Source organism: Butyrivibrio proteoclasticus P6B7, from assembly GCF_000622085.1.
Lineage (GTDB): Bacteria > Bacillota > Clostridia > Lachnospirales > Lachnospiraceae > Butyrivibrio > Butyrivibrio proteoclasticus_A.
The window spans coordinates 52,374-76,662 of sequence record NZ_KK211396.1 but is presented as its reverse complement, the minus strand read 5'-3'; the positions used below and the strand labels follow the sequence as shown (position 1 = coordinate 76,662).

Here is a 24,289-nt window from a genome sequence, read left to right as displayed (position 1 = left end):
TTGCAATTCAACACATCATTAGTTCAGATGCCAAATATCTCTGTTATACTCAGCAATTGTTCTATCTGATGAGAAGTAGCCAGCCTTAGCGATGTTTGTAAGCATCATCTTCTTCCACTTATCTCTCTTCTCATAATCAGCGAAGATCTCATCCTTCTTAGCGATGTAGCTCTCAAGGTCGATAAGAGTCATGAACCAGTCCTTATTAAGGAGCTCATTATAGAGTCTCTCAAGGTTCTCTTTGTGACCAACCTTAAGGCACTGCTTACTTACGATGAAGTCTACAGCTTCCTTAACTACCTTACTCTTCTTGTAGTAATCCTTAGATACATAATCAGCCTTCTTGTAGTGCTTAATTACCTCGTCAGCGCTGATACCAAAGATGTAGATGTTGTCATCGCCAACAAGCTCGTGGATCTCTACGTTAGCACCGTCGTCTGTACCTAGAGTTACAGCACCGTTAAGCATGAACTTCATGTTACTTGTTCCAGAAGCCTCCTTAGATGCAAGAGAGATCTGCTCTGATACATCACAAGCTGGGATAAGCTTCTCAGCATAAGTTACATTGTAGTTCTCTACCATAACAACCTTCATGTACTTGTTAACATCAGGATCGTTGTTGATGATCTCCTGAAGAACAAGAAGAAGATGGATGATATCCTTAGCAATTACATAAGCAGGAGCAGCCTTAGCACCAAAGATGAATGTAAGAGGTCTTGTAGGCTTCTTGCCACCCTTGATCTCAAGGTACTTGTGGATGATGTAAAGAGCATTCATCTGCTGTCTCTTGTACTCGTGAAGTCTCTTAACCTGAATATCAAAGATTGAATCAGGATCAACCTCTACGCCCTCATGCTCCTTAAGGTAAGCTGCAAGCTCTTTTTTCTTGCCCATCTTGATAGCCTCAAGCTGGTTGAGTGCCTCCTCATCATTGATGTGATCAAGGAGCTTCTCAAGCTTCATAGCATCCTTCTTGAAGCCATCGCCGATTGTCTGTGAAAGGAAATCAGCAAGAGGATGGTTACAGGAAAGAAGCCATCTACGGAATGTGATACCGTTTGTCTTGTTGTTAAACTTCTCAGGATAGATCTTGTAGAAGTCGTTAAGCTCACTATCCTTAAGAATATCTGTATGAATAGCTGCAACACCATTTATTGAGAATCCGTAGTGGATGTCGATAAATGCCATGTGCACCTTCTTCTCTTTGTCGATGATCTGAACCTTAGGGTTCTTGTGCTTAGCGCGAACTCTCTTATCGAGCTCCTTGATGTAAGGAACAAGCTGAGGAACTACCTTCTCAAGGTACTCAAGTGGCCATGTCTCAAGGGCCTCAGCAAGGATAGTGTGGTTAGTATAAGCACAGGTCTTGCTTACAACGTTGATAGCCTCGTCGATATTGAAGGCCTTCTCCTCAACAAGGATTCTGATAAGCTCAGGAATGATCATTGTTGGGTGCGTATCGTTGATCTGAATAACTGCATGGTTATGAAGCTCGTGAAGGTCGTACTGACGCTCCTTCTGCTCTCTTAAGATGAGCTGAGCTGCGTTGGAAACAAGGAAGTACTCCTGGTAAATTCTAAGGAGGTTACCTGCCTCGTCTGAATCATCCGGGTAAAGGAAAAGAGTAAGGTTCTTGTCGATCTTAGTCTTATCGAAGTCGATACCCTTCTTAACAAGGCTCTCGTCAATTGACTCAATATCAAAGAGACGAAGCTTGTTAACTCCAGTGTCGTAACCAACAACGTTCATATTGTAAAGGCGAGAAACCACCTTCTTCTTACCAAAAGCAACCTCGAAGGTTGTATCTGTCTTCTCAAGCCATGACTGCTCTTCGATCCAGTCGTTCTTCTCTGCGTACTGAAGGTGATCCTTGAACACCTGCTTGAAAAGTCCGAAGTGGTAGTTAAGACCGATACCCTCACCAGCCATTCCAAGAGTTGCAATTGAATCAAGGAAGCAAGCTGCAAGTCTTCCAAGTCCGCCGTTACCAAGGGATGGCTCTGGCTCGCACTCTTCAACTGCTGCAAGGCTCTTGCCGTTCTTCTCAAGAATAGTCTTAACTCTGTCGTAAACTCTCAAATTGATAAGGTTGTTAGAAAGAAGCTTACCAATAAGGAACTCCATAGAAATGTAGTAAACCTTCTTCTCCCCGTTATAAACTTCAGCAACATCCATGAGTCTTGTTGTCATATCAAGAAGTACGTAGTATGTCTCACGGTCTGTTAAGTCCTTAAGTGTCTTACCAAACTTCTCCTGAGCAAGTCCTTCAAGCTGCTCCTCAAGGTTGAGTACAAGTACATCTCTCTGCATGTTAGTATGCTTTGCCATTATCTCTCTCCTCTCGCTTTCCAGGTAAAAGAGCTATCTCTTTTCACCCAGCAATTAGTTTCGTTTATTGTTTCATGGAAAACGTTTTCTTTAATCGATGTAACTACCTTACCACAGGAAAACGTTTTCCGCAAGTGCATTTTTATAATTTTGTCAAAAGAGCTGTCTCTATCAGTATTTATCGTTGTTCAGACAATAATATCCTCGTACTTAATTCTCACCAGTGTATGCTTCATGACCACTTTCCGTCCGGCCTCACCAGACAATAGTCGTGAAAGCTCCTCCACTGCTCTTCCGGAAATCTCCACAAAATCCTGCTTAACAGTGTTCATCTGCTTTCCTACATAGCCCATGAGAATGATTCCATCAAAACCGCAAACCGGTCTGAAAATATCCATATCTATAAGAGCCTTCATAGCACCGATGGCCATAATATCTGATGCACACACGACGCAGTCGTTGTTCTTGGAAAATCTCATGGTAAGCTCTCTTGCACGAAGCTCTGAGAACTTTCCGTTTCGCACTGTCAGCTTAAGCTTCTTTTCATCAGCAAGCTTCCTGATGCCCTCAAGTCTTTCAGCTGTCACGTAGCCATCTTCATCTCCTGCCAGATACAAGATCTTTTTACACTTGTTCTCTGTAATGGTCTTCTTGGCAATGTCGTACTGGGCCTTGGCATGGTTAACGCCAACTGATGAAGTATTCTCGTTGACCATTGGCGCATCCACCACCACGATCTTGAATTCACCGCAGTCGATGAGCTTATGTAATATCTTGTCCTTGGTGGTAAGCCCGTAGATGATGATGCCACGAATTCCCTGGGATCTGAAGTAGTTCTTTACCTCGTCCAGAGTCATATCCTCGATCATAGAGGTGAAAACCGTGATAACATCCAGCTGAAGCTCCTTAGCCTTGTGGACAGCGCCTGAGATATACTGCATGTTGATCTCGTCGCTGGCCTGGGTGCTTAAGTTGAGCTTGATAAGAAGAGCTACTCTTCCGGTCCTCTTGGATGAAAGGGTGGCTGCCACTGTATTAGGCACAAAACCAAGCTTTTCCACCACCTCGTTGACCTTCTTTCTGGTAGCTTCACTGACATTAGGATAATTATTTAAAACCTTGGAAACGGTTGAGATTGCAACCCCCGCTTCCTTTGCAACATCTTTAATTGAAACCATCACATCTCCCCGAAATATCTCATATAGTTACCTGTTCTCAGTGTAAAGCGCCGGCTGTTTCCACAGCAAAGCGCAATATATAAATAGCCACAAAATAAAACAGGCGCATACGGAAACCGTTTTCCGCATACACCTATATACTATCGTTACGCACTCTATTTGTCCACTAAAGATTTCATAAACAATATGAAAACAGCATTTTCACGACCTTAAACCGTCACAAAGAACATAATGATCATTCCTCTTACAATAATGACTGTGGCAACTGTCACAACAACTAACCCTATGGTCAATGCAATATTATCAACCACTCTTCGAACCTCATCAGTTGTGATGATTCCAAGGGTTGTCAAAGCCTTTGATACTGACAGAGAAACGTGGAGCGTTATCACATAGTAAAAGACAATATCCACGATCAGAATTGTCACAAAAAGCTTGATATTATTGGTCTCTGCGCTGGATTTGTATAGATCAAAGGATTGGATATGTAAGAATAATAGTGGGAAGAAAAGGGATGCTGAAGTCCTCTGAACCACTGTTTTCCAGTTCTTCTTAGGATCATCCATAGGCCTGTCTCCGTCTCCAAAAAGAAATACAGAGAGCATGCCAAATACAGAATGCACAAGGACTGTCGCCATTAATGGAGTTGAAAACAGCCATTTAAACGCCGGATTATAATACATCGTAAAATAGCAAAAGGCGTTATAAGCAACATGCATTATCAAAAGAACTGTTGTCAGAAGTGAAAAGCAGGCATTGAGCTTTTTGATTGTCATAGTTCGTCCCCATCACATAACACATAAAAAACTGTCGTAATAATATAATACCATATCACTTCGAACAGACAAGGGTAACCTTCATAATTCCGTCATCAATTTCCGCAAAAATATCTCCACGCATTTTATTCATAAGTTTCTTACAAATATATAAGCCAAGACCACTTCCGCTGCGATTCCCCACATTAGTTCCCCGGTAGAAGCTCTCAAATATGTGCTCAAGCTCCGTCTCCTTAAGCTCACACCCAGTATTTGAAACCGTCACAAGCCTTGCTCCATCTTCATCTCTAAAATCAATGGAAACCTGCTCTCCGTCGCCATATTTAATAGCATTCTCCATAAGATTCTGCATAACTTCTGTGAATCTATCCTGATCGCCGTAGATAAGGGCATCGGTATAATCGCCGATCAAAAACTTTGTCCCCACCTCATCAAACTTATCAAAATAGTATTTCTCAATCTCTTTTACCACATTAGAAAGGTAGAACTCGCCGTTATTAACCTCAAAGCTCATGAAATCATCCCCGGCGGAAGTGATGATCTTAGAAATATAGCCCTCAATCTCATTGGTCTTTTCATCGATCTTCTCTGCGATCTCAGCCTGTTTGTCCGGATTCTTGTACAGGTTCTTCTTCATGGCTGCGGCATACAGCTTGATGGCAGAAAGGGGCGTCTTGGTATCATGGGAAAGGGATAAAAGAAATAGATTCTTCTCCTTTTGAAACTCAAGATTCTTCTGTTTTTCCTGCTCAAGCTTCTCCCTGAGCATATCAAGTCCCCACAGGAACTTACCAAAATAGTGATTCCTGTTCTCTTTAAGAGGTGTTGTGAGATTTCCCTTGGAAAGCTCAATAGGATAGTCCGCAATCCTGCAAAAGCCCCTGATTATCACAAGGTAAATATATAACATGATAAGAAGAACTGCTGACAGCACAAAAGCAAGGACAATATTCATTCTCCTGATACTATCCTTGTGCTGCGCAGTCTTGTCCACTTCGTACTCAATGCGGTAGAGCCTGCCATCTACTTCCCTGATAACATAGGAATTATCCACATCGTAGAAGTCAGCTCCGCTCTCATCATAGGCATACACCCCCAGTATGGTGTTAAAGCCTGATAAGTCAGGTGGATACTGCCCTTCAGTGAGAGCTCTTTCTACCCTGCTGATCTCCACCTTATAGATATTCTCCTCCATGTCCCAGCTTTTGATCATGGCCAGCTCTGCGATGGCAATCACTGTTAAAAGAGCTATCATAAGTGCCATACACAGCTTGAAATATGCAGCTTTTATGCTTCCTGTGTTTTCCAATTATTCGTACCTGTATCCCTTCCCCCAGACAGTTACTATTTTCTTGGGCTCCTTAGGATTATCTTCAAGCTTATCCCTTAATCTGTTTATATGAACTGCCAGAGTGTGGAAATCCGACTCACTGTCAGTTCCCCAGATGGCATCAAAGATATACTGCTTCTGCAGGGTATGCCCCTTGTTCTCCATAAAGAGTTTCATCAGCTCAAACTCTTTAGCCGTGGTTTCCAGAGCAGTTCCCTTGTAGATGATCTTCTCCTGCACCACATCCAGAGTAATGTCCCCATCAATCATGGTATCTGTTGCCAGTCTTCTCTTAAAGATTCCCTTTATTTTAGCCAGCAGAATATCGATATCGTAGGGCTTTTCTATATAGTCATCTGCTCCGGATACGATGGCTGAAAGTTTGTCGTCCTTGGCAACCTTGGCACTTACCATAATGACTGGGGTATTGGATTTTTCACGGACCTTGTTAAGAATATACATTCCATCAAGGCCCGGAAGCATAATGTCCAAAATTAGGAGGCGGGCGCCATACATTTCATAGCGCTCAAGGGCCTTGGTGCCATCCTCAACGGCAGAGACCACGTACCCCTCTGCCCGGAGGAAATCCACCAGCACATCGCTTAATTCTTTATTATCTTCAACAATAAGGATATCTATCATCCCACACTCTCCTTAAATAGACAGTTCTTTTACCAGATTACCAGCCCATGTCCATAAGCCAGTTATTAAGCTCAATCTCACGGTCCCTAAGCTTAGAGCTGTCATCAAAGCGTCCAAGCTTGTATTCGCCCTGAATGTTGCCGTCAACTATGTAGAGCACGCGGCTACACTTGGCAGCCACCTTAACATCGTGAGTAACCATCATAATAGTGGTTCCCTCGTTGTTGATCTTAACCAGTTCGCTCATAACCTCGTCTGAGGAGGTGCGGTTAAGGGCTCCTGTAGGCTCATCTGCAAAGATTACCTTAGGCTTATTGATCATGCTTCTGCAGATGCAGGCCCTCTGGAGCTGGCCTCCGGAAACCTCATTGATGTCATTGTCGGCAATGTTCTCGATTCCCAGCTTTCTCATAAGGGCACGGCCTCTTTTTTCCGTGTCTTTCCTGCTCTCAGATATTTTCTTTGATTTTACAGCAGGAAGGATGATGTTATCAAACACTGTCAGGTTCTTCATCATATACATCTGCTGGAAGATAAAGCCCATCTCATCAAGGCGCACATCCGCCATGTCGTTCTCTGACAGCTCTGATAGCCTCTTGCTGTTAAAAGAGACTTCTCCTGCAGACATTTTGTCCATTCCGGAAACGGTGTAAAGAAGTGTGGATTTACCTGACCCGGAAGGACCCATGATGCCCACCATTTCTCCCTCTTCGATGGAAAAAGATACATTTCTTAAAACGTTGTTCTGCTTTCTATTTACAACATAAGTCTTGCAAAGATCGTTAACTTCAATTACTTTACTCATGATTTTTACCTCATCTTTCTATATCTAACATTCACTACTACTCATGTATTCATCCAATTCTTCTGATGGCATTTACTCAATATTGCCCATGGCGTCTGCGTGAATTGTTCGCATATACTGTGATGTTATAAAGGCTGCAACCATCACCACCATAGCCAGCATTACAGGATAGCTTACAAATACTTCAAAAGGTCTTATCTCATATACAATTCCGGATATAGCCCCCATCACTGCAAAGATCCTGTCGCACACAAGCTTTGTAAATGGGTAGCTAAGAATTGATGCTATAACCTGGGCAATCACAATTACCACCAGGAATCTCAAGGTGTGCTGTGATGATACGCTTCTACTCTTAAAGCCAATAGCCTTCATAAGTGCGATCTCGCCGGTTTCTTTGGTGATGAAGGATCTCTCCATCAGCACCGCGATAAGTGCAGATATCAAAAGAGATATGATAAGTACCATGTTCTTGGCCATATTCACTGAGGCTGCTGAATTAGTGGAAACGTCCACAAAGTCCTTGGCATTAAAGATCTCATCTGTCTTATAAATCTCTTTTAACTTCTCGATTCGCTCATCGATGACGGCAGCGCTTGGGTGGTCGTCGAAATCAATCTGGAAGGCAAAGGCACTGGCTGCGTCGCTGTCCTTGATATCCACGTTCTCGTGGAGTCTTCCGGTCTTTCCAAGCTGGTTAAAAGAAACAAATGTGGCTGTTACAATGTATTCCTTGGTTTCTCCGCCAATCTCGATCCTAACCTTGTCACCGATCTTAGCTCCAAGCTCATCCAAAACCTGAGGAGTGAAGGCAACCTCGTTCTCATAAAGAGGTGCTGTTCCCTTTTCATACTTGTAGTCTGTGGTCTTTGTGGCGCTGCATCTTTGCATAACGACCTTGATCTTATTGTCCTTATATTCAACTGGAAGCTGGTACTGAAGCTCTATGTGTACCTTTCCTGGCATGTCGTTTTCTGCAAGGGTATCCTCGATTTCTTTTATCATGCGAGGAAGCGTCTCTTCATCAGTGTTTCCCATTGTCTCCATGATCTTGTCGGTTGAACTGTAGTAAACATCGCTTCTTGTGGTGCCAAGCAGGAACAAAAGCTTGTCACTCATAAGAGTATTGGCTGTTGTTGCCAGCATCTGGATCAGCAAAAGACATATGGTAAAGGTAACGATCATGCTGGCGTACTGCTTAGGCTTACTGAAGACATCGTTAATTGCAAGGAACAGGTTACTGCTTAGTCTGCTCTTATGGAGCTTTAATACGGACTTGCTGTTATAACGTTCGCCGGTTTCACCGTTTCTGACTGCATCAATAGGTGAAAGGCTGCGGATGCTTCTGGTGCAGTAATAGCAGAACAGAAGAATCACTGCCACAACTGCAATTGCTGTAAGGATGCCGACAAAAATCTGGTTGTCGTTTCCAAGTACCATCTGGTCCGAAACGCTCTTAAGGAGCATCTCTCCAAAGGGGATACTTCCTATGTAACCAAACACAGCGCCAACCAATGCGATGGACAGGTACTTGATCATGTACATATTTCTGATGGAGGTGTTTCTAAGACCTACAGCCTTCATTACGCCTATTTCCCTGAAGTCTTCACTTAAGGTGAATTTGATGGTAAATGAAAGCATTGTAAAGGCCACAAGGATCAGACATACGCTGACGATCAGGAGGATTCCGGCTGTGATCATATCAAGCATGAAGGTAAGCCTAAGGGTGCTGGCTGGCTGCGCAAATAGAGCATTTGGCACTTCCGCAAGCTGAGCTGTCAGCTCCTTCATATCATCTGTATCAATGTAATAAACGCTTCCACAATCGGCATTTCTTACTTTTTCATCACTAAGGATTGTCTGAACATCCTCATCGCTCATAAGCATTCTGGGATTTCCCATAAATGGTGATCCAAGAAGGGCATCCTTAAGATATCCATCAATGACAAGATTTACTGTTACGCCTTCAATCTCCATGGTGATCTCATCACCAATCTTGGTCTTATCTGGATCTGCGAGGATTCCTCCCACATAGACATGCCCTGGTTCAAGCTCATCGATAACGTGATTACTTCGATCAAAGTACTTGAGTTTAGCGTCATCTACAGAGGTTATAAGTCCTGGGCTTTCGAACTCAGCATATTTTCCCCCGTCTTTTTTAAGGGTTTTTGCTGAGAAAAAGATTATGCTTTCTTTTCTGACTTCTTTGACTGCGTCTGCGTTATTAACTATATCCTCTGTGGGATCTTCGCCGTTTGAATTAAGGGTCAGAATAACATAGTCAGACATCTGTGCTTTTTCGAAGAAATAATCAATTCCTCCAAAAACAGAGATCATGTTGTTGATGCTGCTGGCTGCAAACATCACAGAAAGAAATACGAATATCAGAAGAATGATATTCATGGTCTTTTTTCTCTTCAGATCTTTTTTTAGAATTCTGAAAAACATATCGTTACACTCCTTCCGACTACACCTTTGATGATACCACATAAAGGTGCAGCTCTTTGTTATGTAACGAGTATAATTTACAAATTATCAAATAATCCTCAAATGAGCTTGAAGTCAATGGGGACGGTTCTCTTTGACTCCTTGGCGAAGGTGGTGAAGTGCCAGAAAGTGGGCTGGGGCCTGCCGTGGTTTTTGCCCTGTTCGCGTTAATTTTGCTGTGAGCTTCTAAGGCTCATATTAGAAAAATGTCTCATTTCACAGTCGTTTAGGACACTCGACATTTTTCTAATATTTCACCTTGAATCTCATCAGCAACATTAAATGCCTCACAGTGCTAAACCCACGGCAGGCCCCCAGACCACTTTTCTGGCACTATTTACGCTTGCGTAAGGAGTCAAAGAGAACGTTATTTAGAATCTTATTTCTGCTTTGTTTTGACGGATTTTTGTTATCTCAAGCTTTTACTATGATCTTGTCCATATAATCAGGGATGTGGCATGTTAACCTTCCTGAATACTTGGCATCTATGAAGTCTGCGAATCTTTTTGGATCCTCACCATTATGAGCAAACATATCAAAGTGGCCAGGAATAACGAGCCTTGTTCCCACCTCTGCTGCAAAGTCTGCTGCCTCCTGATAGGTCATATTTCCAATACAGTTATCTCGATAGCGCACAGCATCTCTTCCGTTGATGGGAAGAATTTCTGCATCGATCTGGCCATAGCTCTTTATCTTAGGGAGCATGCCCTCGTATCTTACGCTATCTCCTGCGTGGTGGATCCTGACACCATTTCCCTCTATGATGTACTGAAGATATGGGAATAAACCTGTCTCCGGATCCTGGTCAAGAAATTCATGGGAAGCTGCCACAGCTGTGATTGTGATGTCTCCAATTGTCACGGATTCACCATCATTGAGGCCTACGGCGTTTTCTCTTTTCACCCCGTCTGCAAGTACTGATTCCATGTGGGCCCTTGGGAAGATGAACTTAGGCTTCTGATCTCCAGCCCAGATCTTCCAGGCATCATGGTCTATATGATCAAGGTGATTATGGGTTCCAAGATATGCATCTATTCCTTCCATTTCCTTTGCAGGAATCGGGGCCCTGGCAAGTCTTTCTATATCATCTGAGGCAAAGTAGTCCACTGCAATCACTGTCTGTCCCATCTTGATGATAAAGCCCATCTGCCCCAGCCACCAAAGAGCTGCTGTTCCCTGGGGCGTAGTTGTATTCTGAATTTCCTCTAAGTATTTGTTCATGTTACAATCTTCCTCGAATATTATAATCAATAAGTCAAAGAACCGCCCCCATTGTCCCAGCATATAAAAGCTTACTTCTTAAAAGTACCATGTTGAAGAACAATCTCATCAGTATCTCCATATTCAAATGATCCTGAATTGTACGTTTTATAGAATTCGGATTCATTAAAACCGACGCTTTCGATGGCGATGCGTACTTTGCCTTTTTCTTCGAAACAGACATATTCGAAAGATTCTTTGTTACCATTATTATCGAAGGTTACTTTACCGTTCTCAAAAGTGATAGTGGCATTATCATCTTCACATGTATATGTGCCGTTGGGCCCAATACTGTAGTCCCCTACGTAATAAAAAGTTTTGTATTGGTAAACTAATGTCTTATTATTTTCATCAAATTTGATTTTATCAGGCTCCTCATAAGATTTTTTGAGGTTTTCAAGCCTTCGATCAATGCTATCAGAAAAATGATCTTTTGCATATTCTTCATAAAAAGCTATACATGCGTCGGTCAGTTCAAGAGTATCCACATCATAGACTATTTCATTGTCCTGGAGCTCGAAATTTACTGTAAATTCCGCGCCTGTATTGGACCATTTAAACTCATTACCACTGAATGTCAAGATGATTGAACCATTAGTGTATCTTCCCTCAAGCATGGTAGCACCATTTGATGCATCCTTAGAATCTTCATCTGATTCTTTGTCTGAACCTTCATCTGATTCTTTCTCTAATTCTTTCTCAGATTCTTCATCTGATTCCTTCTCAGATTCTTCATCTGATTCTTTCTCTGATTTCTCATCAGATTTACTAATTTCAACATCTTTTTCAGCCGAATCAGATGCTGCGCCACAACCTGATGCAATGACTGCTGTAGCTAAGAGTAGTGCTATAAACCTTTTCTTCATAATTAAGCTCCCTTGTATTAAATTTATAATAATAAATGTAAATCATTTATTATTGGCTATAGATAATAAAACTCCTTCTGACAAATCCTATATCATTAAGCTCAACTTTCAAAAAATGGAAATGTATGCCTTACTGAAGCTGGATTTGATGATTACGGAAATTGTAACATTATATGATGTGGGTGTCAAAAAAATGTGACACTGGAACTGCCCCCATTGGTTCCTCTGGATTTCATCCACTTGATAAACTTAAGCTTAAGCATAAGAAGTGTTATTCCACGTAACACATAAGGTACACAATAAAAGAGCCACCTTAGCATTTATCTCGCTAAGGCAGCCCTGAAAGTCAGCAATACACTCAATATTCAGTTTCTTCTCTTATTCTCATCTAATCCCAGCATAAGCAGATATATCACCCCACCGGCCATGACAATCCACAGGACTCTGCCATCAATGTCGGTAGCCAGCAAATCCCCGGTATTTCTGTCTCTGTTTCTGCCCTTGGCACTTCCAAAGTGCTCAGCATCCACATCTTCGTACTCGCCATCTCCTGGAGGAGTTCCTGGTGGTGTACCAGGTGGAGTACCAGGAGGCGAATCCGGAGGAGTATCTCCCGGAGGCTTGTCATTACCCGGCGGATTATCTGGAGGTGTGTCGCCACCTGGTGGAGATGGTGGTGATGGCGGCGTTGGAGGTGTTGGCTCATCGCCGTTGTAGATTATAGGAATAGCCGTTGAACCGTCATACACAACCGTAGCATACAGTTTACCTGTCAAATCAGGATTCAGGTCGTAGCTGACAGAATGGTCTATATCAACTGTAACTATCACGCTCACATACTTAGTTGGATCTTCCACCTCTGTGATGGTGTAATAATACTTTCCTGGATAAAAGAACTCTATCTCTCCAAAATATATAGTCTCTGAATCTCCAACCTCCATATTTCCAGTACTAATAGTATTGGGAGCCGTAGTATAAATATCTGCTTTAGGCATTGGAATATCTGTTACAGAATCGCCCATTCCATCCACAAGTGTTCCACCAGTTAAGCTGGTGGCACCATCTGAAGAAATAACAAATGAATAGGTGCCTGCACTTGCAGGCTCTGTCAACTTCTTGGTAAGTGTTACCTTAACACTTGGCGCTTTATAATTGTAGATAATACCTGCATCGAGACTTGCCTGATCTCCAACATTAGCAAGTTCTTCCGTAACACCATCTACATACACGATAATTATTGGAATACCATAAGCCTGTTCATCTGTAATTATCACAGTGTACACATAAGGATTGAGTGCATAACCGCTCTTAGGCTTTACTTCCACAAGCTTATATGTACCGGCTGGCAATCCCTTTACTGTAAAGATTCCATCTCTGCTATCCTGATCAGCTGCGTATTCATCATCGTTGACAGTCACATTATCTTTTATAATCCTTGAGGAATTATCCGGATATGTAAGCTTCCACCAGCTGTCTGCAATAGCAAGATCTGTCTCACTATCCCTCTTAAGCCATGTTAGATTACCAAACTGTTGGAATACGATATGACCGTTAGTTCCAATGCCTCCACCTGAGAAATAAGCAGTGTTATTGCTCATGATAAGATTAACGTGATTTGGCGTACTTGGATCATTATCCATAGCTGCAGCCTTTTTCTGAGCCACTGTACCATCTGCATCATCAGAAATCACTGCCTCCAAGGCCAGCGCATGGGCATCATCCGTACTTGAATCCTCATCCGGGTCTAAAGGATCATATTTCCTATCGGTTCCATCAGTAAAATCACTTTGATAATCACTTCTGTCTCCATCGATTCTAAATCCACTATATTGGCCAGTTGGATCTATAGTGTTATATCTACCGTAGTAATAATATCCTGTGGCATTGTTGGCAGGTCTACCATCTTCTCTCCATATAACATTTGTACCAGTAAACCAATTCGCAGCCAGGTTAATTGAAGACTTTGGTCCTCCACTGGATTTATTAGGATACATGATTGCAAAATCATTTCCTGCTGCAGAGCCAATATAGGTTTTCCTAACGTCAGGATCTGATGGTCCCCCTGTGAAGTCAAAAAAGATCTCGGGATACTGATAAGTTAATCCCCCGCTTCCATCAGAAATCAAGTTTCCATCATAGTCAAGGTTAGCGACATTATCAAATACTGCTGCAAATCCCAGTGTACTGAAATCGCCCTGACCTGAAGGGCATAACCATATTCCACCACCAAAGTGACCTGCTTTGTTATCATGGATACAGGATTTTCCAAAATAGGTTATGGAGTTTTCTTCGGTATATACAGCCCCACCAAGCTTCTGGGCAGTATTATTCTCCATTACCCCCTTCAAAATATAATTATCAGTGCCTGAATTAACAAACACAGCTCCTCCATAGCTTCGAAGGGATGTATTGTTAGTAAAGTTTCCACCAAGCACCTGAAGTCCACCACTGGTCCAGATGGCTCCGCCTCCAATACTTATCTGATTTGCTATATCAACTAATGCCTGAAAGCCGCCTTCATCAACAGAAATTCCTGCAGTATTTCCAGTGAAAGTTCCACCATTTATAATCAGCTCCGAAGGATCTGTTGGGGATGAAATTTCCACAAATTTCTCCCATTTTCCTGACAGAATCGCTCCACCACATTCAGCCTTGTTATTGGAAAAAGTTCCGCCATTTATTGTCAGCTTTGAACCATAGGCATTCATAACACCGCCGAATTGTCCAACGTTATTGCTGTATGTACCGCTCTCAACAATGGCTTCAGCCCCATTTTTTATTACAATAGGCGAAACAGTTACATCTGAAGCTCTTTTTGTACAATCAAAGTTTTGAACCGTGATTCCACCACTAAATGTGACTTTAGCCCCAGAACCACTTATTAAAAAGAGCTGTGCCTCCGAGGTTTTATCAGTTGGATAGCCGCTTCCATCAAGTACCCCACCACTTAGAGTTATTTCTTTTGAAATTGTGATCACATCATTGATATAAAATGTGCCAGAAAGGCTGATAGTATCCCCATCTGCCGCGCTGTCGATGGCTGCCTGGATTGCCACTGTCATATCATCGGAAGTAGAATAATCACCGGCATTTACCTCAATAGTATTAGCAGCGTGGGATATCAAAGGATTTTTATTTGCACATAGTATCGATAATGATACCAGAATAATTGCTAAACAAAGGCTCCCTCGCCTGTTTAAGCGTTCCCCCATAGTAACCCTCAATTAACACCTATTTATTCCCGTCAGCAAAGAAATGTTTCCACATGTCGTAATAGTCAAAAATAGAAAAACGATAAGATATATACAATATCATGTATATATCTTACCGCTAAAATACAATATATTCAAGGACTCATAATTATCCAAAGCCTTATAATCTGCCATTAAACAAGGCGATTCTCACTCCAAAATCTTAAGTAATGCAGAATGAGCCAATGTAAAGGCTTCAAGTCCAGTTAGCTTCTTGCCTTCGCCAGTCTTAATTGATACGGCTGCCTGCTCAAGGTCTGCAAAGCCCACAAAATCAAAGAGGTGAGGCTCAAGTGACAAAAAGCCATCAAAGCCTTTGTCAAAAAGCTTTCCAAGAATCTCAGCAACGTTGCCGTCACCAAGACCTGCTGGTACTACACTTCCGTCCTTCTTAAGGGCATCCTTGACGTGGACATAAACAATGAAGTCTTTTAACAGGTCATAGGCTTCAAGAGTATCCTGCCCGCACTGAACAAAATTGGCAAAGTCAAAAATTGCCTTGAAGTGCTCACCATAGAATTCATCCATAATCTCGCGGCACTCTGCTGCCTTATCGCCATAGATTCCCTTCTCGTTCTCATGAAGAAGCACCACGTCGTTGCTCTTTGCATAGTCAGCGAATCTGCCAAGGCGGTCAAATACTTCACCCTTATACTCAGCATGCTTATCCTCTGGAACGTAGAAACTGAACATTCTGATATTAGGCGTTTCCATCATGTGGGCAATCTCTGTAGCTCTTTTAAACTCTTCAAAGTGTTTTTCAAAAGAGTCTGTTATCCCGATCTTACCTAGTGGAGATCCAAGGGCTGACAAGGTGATCCCCGCATCATCAAGCCTTTTCTTAATCTCTTTTACCTTGTCATCTGTATGGAAAATCAGGTTGTCACCATCCACGCCCCTCATCTCAATGTGATTCATGGAAAGGCCCCTGATGCCGCTTATCTGCTCCTGTAAATTGTTTGAAATCTCATCGGCAAAGCCTGTAAGTTTGTAATTCTTGCTCATGCTATTTCCTCTTGTAATTGTTATGTATTAGCTGATCATATGTATTCAATTGAGACCACATCAGTAAGTTCCCGTAGTATCGAAGACAATGCCCTTATCCTCTTTAAGCTTAGACGTAGCCCTTCTCTTATCCAGCTCTGCCAGATAAAGATCCTCATCAAATGGAATCTCCACAGTTTTATCAAGCCAGGATGAAAGGTACATGGCGTTAGAAAGAGTAAGTCCGTTGATGCCTTCTGCGCCTTCTGCGATCAGTTCACCCTTTCCAAGGATCTTGTTTGCAAAGGCCTTGAAAACTCCGATGTGCTGCTCGTTCTGTCCGTCAGTCTCAATCTCGATTCTTGTAAAATCTGGCTTTTTGAAGCCCTCCTTCTCGGTCTTGCAGTGAGTGAGTACGCTTTCAGATAGCTTGTCGTAAAAGAGCTTGTCGTTCTCGCATACTATCTTGCCCATTTCAAAGGTAAGCTCCAAGCGGTTTGTGCCTGGGGCATCGCCGGTAGTTGTGACAAATACACCGGTTGCGCCGTTTTCAAATTCAAGATAAGCAGTCACATCATCCTCAACCTCGATGTCATGCCACTTTGCATTATGACAAAAAGCTCTGACCTTAGTAGGCATGCCGCAAAGCCACTGAAGAAGATCAAGCTGGTGAGGGCACTGATTGATCAGTACTCCGCCGCCTTCTCCTGCCCAGGTTGCCTTCCAGCCTGCTGCATCGTAGTAGCTCTGAGTTCTGTACCAGTCTGTGATTATCCAGTTCATGCGCTTAAGCTGGCCCAGCTCGCCGCTTTGAATCATTTCATGAAGCTTTCTGTAAACGCAGTTGGTGCGCTGATTGAACATGATAGCAAAGACCTTATCACTCTTTGCTGCCACCTCATTCATTTCTTTAACCTGCTTAGTGTAGACTCCTGCCGGCTTTTCGCTGAGGGCGTGGACACCGTGAGTTAAGGCGTATTCTACAAACTCAGGATGGAAGTAATGTGGCGTTGCAATAAGCACTGCATCTACTTCTCCAGAATCTATCAGCTTCTTGCCGTCGTCGTAGCATTTAAGGTCCTTAGACAGCTCTTTTGCTGCGAACTCTAGTCTCTCAGGTCTTACGTCCGCTACGGCTGTCAGCTCTATGTCTGGCACCTTGCCCTCTAAAAGGCTCCTGGCGTGGTTGGTCCCCATGCCGCCAATTCCGATTATTCCAAGTCTTACCTTCTCCATGTGAACTCCTTCTTATTCTCTACTCATTTCTTGGCCAGTTCTCTGTTCATTATTCTCTACATGCTTGCGTAGATTATTAACGCTCTTAACTTTCATTTTTCCTGCTAAAAGTATTGTATAAAGAATTATTGAGATATAATATGTACATAAAATACTTGATTTATGTAATTTTCCGACCATACACTTATACTATGATGGCTTGACCAGTAATAATTCAGCAACCGAAAACCTATACCATACCGCTGGAGAACACTAATGAAAACAACCAAACTATCACAAGAGCATCCCTTCATAACCCAGGCCAGCCCATTTAATTTGGCTTACAGAAATGACTCTCCAAAAGTTCCCATAGGCCCGCATTCTCACGATGCAGCGGAGCTCTATCTTACTCTGTCAGACCTTCCAGACGTTATCCTTAATGACAGGGTTGTGGAAGTGCCCTCTGGGACGCTGATTATTGTGCCGCCTTTTTGTGTGCATCAGCTCTATCACAGGAAGGACGCGGTGTATGAAAGATATGTTCTTAATATCCAGGTGAAATGGCTTGAGGATGTGTTTGGAAATTCGGATCAGACGGTGTTTTATTTACGGAAAGATGCAGAGCCTACCCTGATCACACTTAAGAATGCCCAGGAAAAGCGCATAATGAAAGCTTTAGACAAGCAGCTAGGGCACAGAAATGCCTGTACCCCAGAGAGTTTGGCGGATTTCTTTTCTCTTTTAACAGAAATAGATGGCGTGGTAAATTCAGTTGCTCCTAGGAAAGAGGCGCTATATCGGGCTTCGGAGGCCCAAAGGAAGGTCAGCGAGATCATCGCCTATATCCACGACAATATCTACGAAGGCGTCACAGTCTCCTCTTTGGCTGACCACTTTAACTTTAACCCAGACTACATCTCAAGGCTTTTTAAGAAGCATGTCCACACATCCCTTGGTAACTACATCACACTCCTTAAAATGAGTACCGCTCAGAATCTGCTAAGAGAGGGTTTCTCCGTCCGAGAAGTTCAGGAAAAGCTGGGCTACTCAAGCTACGCCTACTTCTTCAAGACCTTTAAGAAAAACGTAGGGGTTTCGCCTAGCCAATATGGAAAATAAAGTCAATGGGGACGGTTCTAGTTGACTTGTTTTTGAAAAATAAAAGCTGGGAAATCATCCCAGCTTTCTTCTGCGTTTATAGTAATCATATTGATTATGAGTCTCAATCTTGCGAGCCACGCCTTTTGCCCATCTCCATACAATAAAGCCTAAAACAAAGATTCCGGCCAAGATGGAATCAACTATTGTAAACAGATGGATGTACTCCACATCCCCCTGCTTAATTGATACCCACAGTATCCAGCCAAACAAAAGAAGTGGCAAAATGTTGATCAGCACAAAGGTAAGGCCTGCAACACTTACATCTTCCCATTTCTCTACTATAGTCTTGTTAGCTTTGTAGTATCTGACATGTGCAAGAAAATCCGCCAGATTCCCCAGGCCAGCTAAAAACAGTGTTATGCCAAAGAAGAAGTCTGCTGCTATTCTGCAGTACATAAGATAGTCACTGTAATCGCCGCCCTTAACAAGATTAACGATCAGCACTATTCCACGTATTATAAGAACTGCAGAAAGGAAAAAGTACATAAGAAAGTATACTTCCTGTCTGCCTCTCTTGGGGACATTGGGATCATATTGACCTTCATCCATTATTTTCTTAAACAATCCCATATGATCTGTACCCAACATACATAGCCATAATCTCCCGATTACATTTCATACGAGGAACACTAACATCCAAAAAACATAATATACTAGTTGCAAAACAAATAATTAAAGCCAAAGTAGCATTCATATCTATCCTCCCGTAATTGCTTTCACTATATATACAAATACAGGCGCGAATTTGTTGCAAAGAACACAAATACAGAAAATAAGGCAGTATCGCGTTTTTTCTGTACAGGTTCTATTTCGTATATACCAAAAATACAGAAATACAAGGAACACCCTTGTTTTTTCTGTACAAGCTCAATTTTGAAAATGGAGAAAACACAGAAAATAAAGGGGTAGTACTGATTTTTCTGTACCAAGAATAGCTATGCAAATTTCTACACCATCTATAATACAGAAAAACTGGGATGAACTCCCAGTTTTCTGTATTAGTCGTGCTCAATATGTTATTAGCCATACAGAAAATTTGATGTACACCTAGTTATTTCTGTATTTCAAGCCATTTCATTTTTGTAGCTGTACAGAAAATAGCTGACCACATCCTCTTTTTCTGTGTTTTCGCGCCTCCCAAAATAATCTAAAGGTTTCACCGTACAGAAAAATCAACCAATACACGTATTTTCTGTATTTTGCCAGGATATTCGTATTTTGCCCGAATTATCCCAGACATCTCCTAGTAATCACTAATACATAATCCAGTCGCTTGCTAATCATTACCTTCTAATTAACAATCAACTTCAGCACCACTACCTGACTCGCCCCCAGTTCAGCGCAATCCCATTACACTGCGTCTTCTTTAAGTGCATCAATGATATTGTCATCTTTAATTTTGTTGATACTAAGCAGCATGCTAAGGCCAACTACTGCAAATACTACTGCCACTACGATTACATACATAAGGTAATCAGGATCAAAGGAGTAGAGCTTTGAATCAAAGGAGTTGTACATAAGGTAGCTAAGGATCAGTGAAATTGGAATACCGTAGAGAAGAGCCTTGATTCCATAAAGAAGAGTCTCAAGTCTGATCATCTTCTTAAATCCGCCGCTGGCCATTCCAATTGACTTGTACATGGCAAACTCTTTTCTCCTAAGAAGAACGCCTGTTGAAATAGTGTTAATGATATTGGCAATGGCAATCAGTGTAAGGAGGGTTGAAAAACCATACATTGCTGTCTTAAGCATGAGAGTTACTGTATCCATGGCTTCTGCCAGATTTGAAAGATCTGAGCAGTAGTAATTATGATATCCATCCTGCTGCAAAAGCTCATAAATTCTGGCATGTACCTCCTTAGGATTATCTGTCTTTACGCCAAAGTCCAATGAAAGCTTGTCCGCTGGTATTACTTCCGCTGCCTCCTCAAAGTAAACTGACTTTGGAACATACACCACCATAGATCCCTTGGGAACAAAATCAAGGACAAAATTTCCTGAATCATACTCAACAAAATCTGCCACCTCTACTGCTGGAGGGAAGCCCTCTGTCTCATCGTAGTGAAGGCTCTGACCCAGGATTCCTGAATTAAAGACCTCACTACTTTTCTTTTCGTGGAACATGTCATTTAAAAGGACACCGCGTAAAGTTCCTGAATAGTATTTCTCTTTTTCCAGACCGTTGTCAGCAAGGAGCTTATCAAAGTACTGATCATCAATAACCACCACAGCCATGGCGCCAAAATCCACGTTCTTGAAATTATCTGTGAGGTAATCTCTATTGGCAATGTCAGTATTAGCCAGCACTGCATCGGGATCATTGGAGGGTTTCTGAAATAAAAAAGAGATCATGTATGCGCAGTAAACATCCTCAACATCATCCATGGCAACTATGGCTTCACGAAGCTTATCGCTTTCTTCCAGGGAACAGGAAGCAATCACGCTGTATGGAATATTAAAGTCATAGGAATTAGCTCTTTGTACTGAGTTGCAAACATAGTTGATGGAAAGGAAAAGAATTACTGAAACCGCGATGGATACTGTGATGACAGTTCCCTTTACACCATTTCTCTTAATGTTCTTGTATGCCAGTTCTCCCTCATATCCAAAAATCTTACGAATCAAAGGATTAACACGGAGCTTTCTAGCCTTAACCTTAATGACACTGCTCTGTCTAAGGGCATCGATTGGCATTATTCTGGCTGCCTTAAGTCCGGGAATAAGGCTGGATATAAGAATTGTAAGGCCTGAGAAAAAGATGATCAGAGCTACCACATGAGGCTCACATACAATAGGTATCGTGCCTCTCATTCCTTCTGCTCCAGCCAGGATATCTGCAGCCAGGATCTTACTTCCAAGGATAGCAAGCGTTATTTTTGTTCCTATATATCCCATCAATAATCCCAGAGGAATACCGATAAGTCCCAGGATAAATCCCTCGTAGTAAATTGAAAATCTCTTTTGCCTTGATGTGGCTCCAACGCTGGCCAGCATGCCAAGATAGCGCATTCTCTCTGTAAGAGACATTCCGATGGAGTTAAAGATAAGAACCACTGATGTTGCAATTACAATGGCTAGAGCAACTCCAAGGAAAACAAACATTTCACTGTATGCTCCTGAGCTTCCCTCCAGAGCAAAGATACTGATGAAGTATTCAGAGTTGTATTCATACTTCTGGATACCGTACTTCTTAACAAGATTCTTGATCTGCTTAATGGAGGAGGTATCGCACTTTGCAAGCATCATGGAAACTTCAGCATCTTCCTGTTCAGGATAATACCCGTCATCAAGACCTCTTAATATATCCCAGTCCTTGGTAGGCCTGTTGCCATGAAGGATAGCGGTAATTATGCAGGTATCCACAGACTTTGCCTCAAACTTTTCCTCGGAGCGGTAGTTACCACCAAGGTAGTAAAAGCCTTCCTCGTCGTTTTCCATATATCTGTATCCCTGTTCAAAGGTAAGGGTATCACCAACCTTAAGGTCCAGGTTATTTTCCTTAAGAAAGGCTTCTTCCACTGCGATCTCAGATGAATTCTTAGGAAGTTCGCCCTCATAGTCGCAGATCACACGCATCTCATAGCTTGCTTGGTTGGCGTGATCGATATTACCAATCCTGAATCTGTCGGGCTGGTCATTTATAAGCCTTATTCCGGTTTTCTCTTCTTCCAGGGCTCTAAGTCCCACGGTCTTTAAGGCATCATCCTGTAAGAGACCTTTATACTGCTCCTCAGAAACCTCCTCAAAAGCTGCGTGAGCATATCCTGAAGTCAGGATCGAGATCTGTCCAAAGAAGCTAAAGAAAGAAAATACTCCCAGCAAAATAGCGCTTATAAGTGCTGTAGATGTGGCAATTCCCAGGATTGTTACGATAGATCTTTTCTTGTTCTCAAGAAGGTGCTTGAGAGTCAGCTTTGATACGATATTCATGATGCCATCACCCCAGCTTTCTTGGAATCACGAGTGATCTGACCATCCTCAATTGTAATGACTCTGTCTGCAGAAAGAGCTATCCTCTCATCATGAGTGATAATGACAACTGTCTGGTTATTTTCCTTATTGAACTTGCGTAAAAGAGCTATGATCTCCTTACTGTTCTCAGAATCCAGGTTACCCGTTGGCTCATCTGCCAGAAGGAGAGCTGGGTGATTCATAAGTGCTCGTCCAATTGATACTCTCTGCTGCTGTCCACCTGAAAGCTGGTTAGGAAGGTGCTTAAGTCTTTTGGAAAGTCCAAGCTTCTCCACTAGATCTTTTAACAAAGCCTTATCTGGCTTCTTGCCATCAAGAAGAATAGGCAGTGTCAAGTTCTCTTCTACATTAAGAATTGGAATCAGGTTGTAGAACTGGTAGATAAGGCCGATGTTCCTGCGGCGGAAGATGGCCAGCTTTGTCTCGTCAAGCTTACTGATATCAGTTCCTGCGATATTCACAACACCTGATGATGGCACATCTACGCCTCCAAGGATATGGAGCAGTGTTGACTTTCCGGATCCGGATGGACCTACGATGGCCACGAATTCGCCCTGCTCTATGTCAAAAGAGACATCTTTAAGAGCGTCAACTCTTGTCTCCCCTGTGCCGTATACTTTGCATAAGTTTCTAATTTCAAGAATGTTCATTGTTGTTACTCCTTTCCTGTAATCTGATATCAGATTACAGGTCGCATATTACAATCAGGTGACTATTTTTATTACTTTTTTGTCACATTCAGAGACAAGCTGAAATGCTTGAATTTCCAAGTCTTGTCTGTATCAGATAATTGTCTTGTAGAAGCGGATAAAGAACTTAGTTCCTACCCCCTCTGTACTCTCCACAATTATGTCTCCATGCTGGCTTGTAATGATGGTCTTAGAAAGGGCAAGTCCAATTCCCACACTGTCCTTCCCGGCATTCTTTCCCTTATAAAAGCGCTCAAAAATATGAGGAATATCCTGCTTAGCAATACCGCAGCCGGTGTCCGCCACCACAATCTGCTTGTAGATGTTGGTATCTTCAAATGCCACAGAAAGCTTTCCGCCCTCCTCCATGTGCTCGATGCAGTTCTTTACTATGTTCTGAATAGCCTCAATGGTCCAGTTGCGGTCGCACTTGATGGTCTGGTCGTCTGCTGCACTGGCATTGTTGTCATCAGCTATTCCAGACATATTCACTGAATAACTGATATTCTTCACATCCATCATCACTTCAAAAGGCTTCAGCACATCTGCAACCATCTGACTTGCCTGTACTTCTTCTGGCTTCATGGTAATTGTTCCCGCATCAATCTTGGAAAGCTTAAGCAGCGTCTGAATAAGCCAGCTCATGCGGTCCAGCTGATTGGACTGAGTCTGAAGAAATTCCTGTCGCCTCTCCTCATCGCTCTCCGTCTTAAGAAGATCATTCATCACCATCATGGAAGTAAGGGGCGTCTTAAGCTGGTGACTGATGTCAGCAATAGCGTCCGCCAGCGCCTTCTTATCATTTGACAATAGCTCTTTTTGATAATTCAGTGTGGATGTGGCCTTGTAGATGTTGGTCTTAAGGAGCGACAACTCTCCCTCCTCCTGATCCAGGATGCTAGGGGCTTCCTCCCCTGCCAAGACCTTCACCAGGTATGTGCTCAGGGCGTCAATGTCCTCGTACCGCCTCTTAGTAGCCACTGTAAAAAGAGCTATGAGTACCCCGCCCAGAATCAGGCACAGGATAGCTGCCATGGCGCTGCATATTCCTTTTTCTTTTGCTTCTGCTGCCCCAACTAGCGCATATCCAAATATAGAAAGAGCAACTGTAACCACAGTTGCCGCAATTATCATCCATCTAAATTCTTTATTTTTGTACATTCACTTCTCTCCCAGACTCCATTACTTGCATTAAGCCTACTAGTTATGCTCTTATTTTCTCTAATGGCAGGCTTGATTTGTGACTTTCCTTGTTTAAGCCTGCAAATCTTGCTTTTGTTTTCTCTGATGGCAGGCTTGATTTGTGACTTTCCTTGTTTTAAGCCTGCAAATTTTACTTTTTCTGTCT

18 protein-coding genes are annotated in these 24,289 nt (G+C 42.5%); 1 reads left to right on the top strand and 17 read right to left on the bottom strand.

Annotation, left to right across the window (positions count from 1 at the left end; translation table 11 throughout):
• Positions 1 to 18: 18 nt before the first annotated feature.
• The 12 genes from T541_RS0117640 to T541_RS0117585 all read right to left on the bottom strand — a co-directional run bounded on the left by T541_RS0117640 (position 19) and on the right by T541_RS0117585 (position 17,140).
• Complete coding sequence (locus tag T541_RS0117640; protein ID WP_197025190.1) at positions 19 to 2,328, bottom strand: glycogen/starch/alpha-glucan phosphorylase; 2,310 nt, start codon at positions 2,326 to 2,328, stop codon at positions 19 to 21.
• 188 nt (positions 2,329 to 2,516) lie between these two features.
• A complete protein-coding gene (locus tag T541_RS0117635) occupies positions 2,517 to 3,506 on the bottom strand; it encodes a LacI family DNA-binding transcriptional regulator (protein ID WP_026653891.1) in 990 nt (329 codons plus the stop codon).
• 209 nt (positions 3,507 to 3,715) lie between these two features.
• Positions 3,716 to 4,282 (bottom strand): hypothetical protein, encoded by a 567-nt coding sequence (locus tag T541_RS0117630; RefSeq protein WP_026653889.1) that lies wholly within the window; start codon positions 4,280 to 4,282, stop codon positions 3,716 to 3,718.
• Positions 4,283 to 4,337: 55 nt separating this feature from the next.
• A complete protein-coding gene (locus tag T541_RS0117625) occupies positions 4,338 to 5,591 on the bottom strand; it encodes a sensor histidine kinase (RefSeq protein ID WP_155839577.1) in 1,254 nt (417 codons plus the stop codon).
• Positions 5,592 to 6,254, bottom strand: a complete 663-nt coding sequence (locus tag T541_RS0117620) for a response regulator transcription factor (protein WP_026653887.1) — start codon at positions 6,252 to 6,254, stop codon at positions 5,592 to 5,594.
• Positions 6,255 to 6,291: 37 nt separating this feature from the next.
• The gene (locus T541_RS0117615) at positions 6,292 to 7,059 is read right to left on the bottom strand and encodes an ABC transporter ATP-binding protein (protein ID WP_026653886.1); all 768 of its coding nucleotides are present in this window, start codon (positions 7,057 to 7,059) and stop codon (positions 6,292 to 6,294) included.
• A gap of 72 nt (positions 7,060 to 7,131) precedes the next feature.
• Positions 7,132 to 9,504: an ABC transporter permease gene (locus T541_RS0117610; RefSeq protein WP_026653885.1), complete on the bottom strand. Its 2,373-nt coding sequence runs from the start codon at positions 9,502 to 9,504 to the stop codon at positions 7,132 to 7,134.
• Positions 9,505 to 9,957: 453 nt separating this feature from the next.
• Positions 9,958 to 10,764: an MBL fold metallo-hydrolase gene (locus T541_RS0117605; RefSeq protein WP_026653884.1), complete on the bottom strand. Its 807-nt coding sequence runs from the start codon at positions 10,762 to 10,764 to the stop codon at positions 9,958 to 9,960.
• Between the two features lie 71 nt (positions 10,765 to 10,835).
• The gene (locus tag T541_RS20280; RefSeq protein WP_034467909.1) at positions 10,836 to 11,669 is read right to left on the bottom strand and encodes a hypothetical protein; all 834 of its coding nucleotides are present in this window, start codon (positions 11,667 to 11,669) and stop codon (positions 10,836 to 10,838) included.
• Positions 11,670 to 12,034: 365 nt separating this feature from the next.
• A complete protein-coding gene (locus tag T541_RS0117595) occupies positions 12,035 to 14,881 on the bottom strand; it encodes a SpaA isopeptide-forming pilin-related protein (RefSeq protein ID WP_081780020.1) in 2,847 nt (948 codons plus the stop codon).
• Positions 14,882 to 15,070: 189 nt separating this feature from the next.
• Positions 15,071 to 15,925, bottom strand: coding sequence for a sugar phosphate isomerase/epimerase family protein (locus T541_RS0117590; RefSeq protein ID WP_026653881.1), 855 nt, complete (start codon positions 15,923 to 15,925; stop codon positions 15,071 to 15,073).
• 60 nt (positions 15,926 to 15,985) lie between these two features.
• Positions 15,986 to 17,140 carry a Gfo/Idh/MocA family protein gene (locus T541_RS0117585; protein ID WP_026653880.1) on the bottom strand — a complete coding sequence of 385 codons (1,155 nt, stop codon included), beginning with the start codon at positions 17,138 to 17,140 and terminating at the stop codon, positions 15,986 to 15,988.
• Between the two features lie 255 nt (positions 17,141 to 17,395).
• Here T541_RS0117585 and T541_RS20940 point away from each other — a divergent pair, with 255 nt between their 5' ends.
• Positions 17,396 to 18,238 (top strand): helix-turn-helix domain-containing protein, encoded by an 843-nt coding sequence (locus tag T541_RS20940; RefSeq protein WP_026653879.1) that lies wholly within the window; start codon positions 17,396 to 17,398, stop codon positions 18,236 to 18,238.
• Between the two features lie 54 nt (positions 18,239 to 18,292).
• On the opposite strand, the gene T541_RS0117575 is transcribed toward T541_RS20940, so the two are convergent.
• The 5 genes from T541_RS0117575 to T541_RS21750 form a co-directional block, all read right to left on the bottom strand.
• Positions 18,293 to 18,868 carry a hypothetical protein gene (locus tag T541_RS0117575; RefSeq protein ID WP_026653878.1) on the bottom strand — a complete coding sequence of 192 codons (576 nt, stop codon included), beginning with the start codon at positions 18,866 to 18,868 and terminating at the stop codon, positions 18,293 to 18,295.
• Between the two features lie 762 nt (positions 18,869 to 19,630).
• On the bottom strand, positions 19,631 to 22,210 hold the full coding sequence (locus tag T541_RS0117570; protein WP_026653877.1) for an ABC transporter permease: 2,580 nt from the start codon (positions 22,208 to 22,210) through the stop codon (positions 19,631 to 19,633).
• Complete coding sequence (locus T541_RS0117565; RefSeq protein WP_026653875.1) at positions 22,207 to 22,902, bottom strand: ABC transporter ATP-binding protein; 696 nt, start codon at positions 22,900 to 22,902, stop codon at positions 22,207 to 22,209. The genes T541_RS0117570 and T541_RS0117565 overlap by 4 nt, the downstream gene beginning before the upstream one ends.
• Before the next feature lie 132 nt (positions 22,903 to 23,034).
• Complete coding sequence (locus tag T541_RS0117560; protein ID WP_026653874.1) at positions 23,035 to 24,102, bottom strand: sensor histidine kinase; 1,068 nt, start codon at positions 24,100 to 24,102, stop codon at positions 23,035 to 23,037.
• Positions 24,072 to 24,289 (bottom strand): hypothetical protein (locus T541_RS21750; RefSeq protein WP_034467905.1); only part of this gene is annotated, 218 nt, incomplete at its 5' end. The genes T541_RS21750 and T541_RS0117560, both read right to left, overlap by 31 nt.

Excerpts from the sequence above, each read along its gene's own strand:
- T541_RS20940 (WP_026653879.1), top strand. The coding sequence starts at position 17,396 with ATGAAAACAACCAAACTATCACAAGAGCATCCCTTCATAACCCAGGCC.
- T541_RS0117640 (WP_197025190.1), bottom strand. The coding sequence starts at position 2,328 with ATGGCAAAGCATACTAACATGCAGAGAGATGTACTTGTACTCAACCTT.
- T541_RS0117635 (WP_026653891.1), bottom strand. The coding sequence starts at position 3,506 with ATGGTTTCAATTAAAGATGTTGCAAAGGAAGCGGGGGTTGCAATCTCA.
- T541_RS20280 (WP_034467909.1), bottom strand. The coding sequence starts at position 11,669 with ATGAAGAAAAGGTTTATAGCACTACTCTTAGCTACAGCAGTCATTGCA.
- T541_RS0117595 (WP_081780020.1), bottom strand. The coding sequence starts at position 14,881 with ATGGGGGAACGCTTAAACAGGCGAGGGAGCCTTTGTTTAGCAATTATT.
- T541_RS0117570 (WP_026653877.1), bottom strand. The coding sequence starts at position 22,210 with ATGAATATCGTATCAAAGCTGACTCTCAAGCACCTTCTTGAGAACAAG.
- T541_RS0117565 (WP_026653875.1), bottom strand. The coding sequence starts at position 22,902 with ATGAACATTCTTGAAATTAGAAACTTATGCAAAGTATACGGCACAGGG.
- T541_RS0117620 (WP_026653887.1), bottom strand. The coding sequence starts at position 6,254 with ATGATAGATATCCTTATTGTTGAAGATAATAAAGAATTAAGCGATGTG.
- T541_RS0117575 (WP_026653878.1), bottom strand. The coding sequence starts at position 18,868 with ATGTTGGGTACAGATCATATGGGATTGTTTAAGAAAATAATGGATGAA.
- T541_RS0117610 (WP_026653885.1), bottom strand. The coding sequence starts at position 9,504 with ATGTTTTTCAGAATTCTAAAAAAAGATCTGAAGAGAAAAAAGACCATG.
- T541_RS0117605 (WP_026653884.1), bottom strand. The coding sequence starts at position 10,764 with ATGAACAAATACTTAGAGGAAATTCAGAATACAACTACGCCCCAGGGA.
- T541_RS0117590 (WP_026653881.1), bottom strand. The coding sequence starts at position 15,925 with ATGAGCAAGAATTACAAACTTACAGGCTTTGCCGATGAGATTTCAAAC.
- T541_RS0117615 (WP_026653886.1), bottom strand. The coding sequence starts at position 7,059 with ATGAGTAAAGTAATTGAAGTTAACGATCTTTGCAAGACTTATGTTGTA.
- T541_RS0117560 (WP_026653874.1), bottom strand. The coding sequence starts at position 24,102 with ATGTACAAAAATAAAGAATTTAGATGGATGATAATTGCGGCAACTGTG.
- T541_RS0117585 (WP_026653880.1), bottom strand. The coding sequence starts at position 17,140 with ATGGAGAAGGTAAGACTTGGAATAATCGGAATTGGCGGCATGGGGACC.
- T541_RS0117630 (WP_026653889.1), bottom strand. The coding sequence starts at position 4,282 with ATGACAATCAAAAAGCTCAATGCCTGCTTTTCACTTCTGACAACAGTT.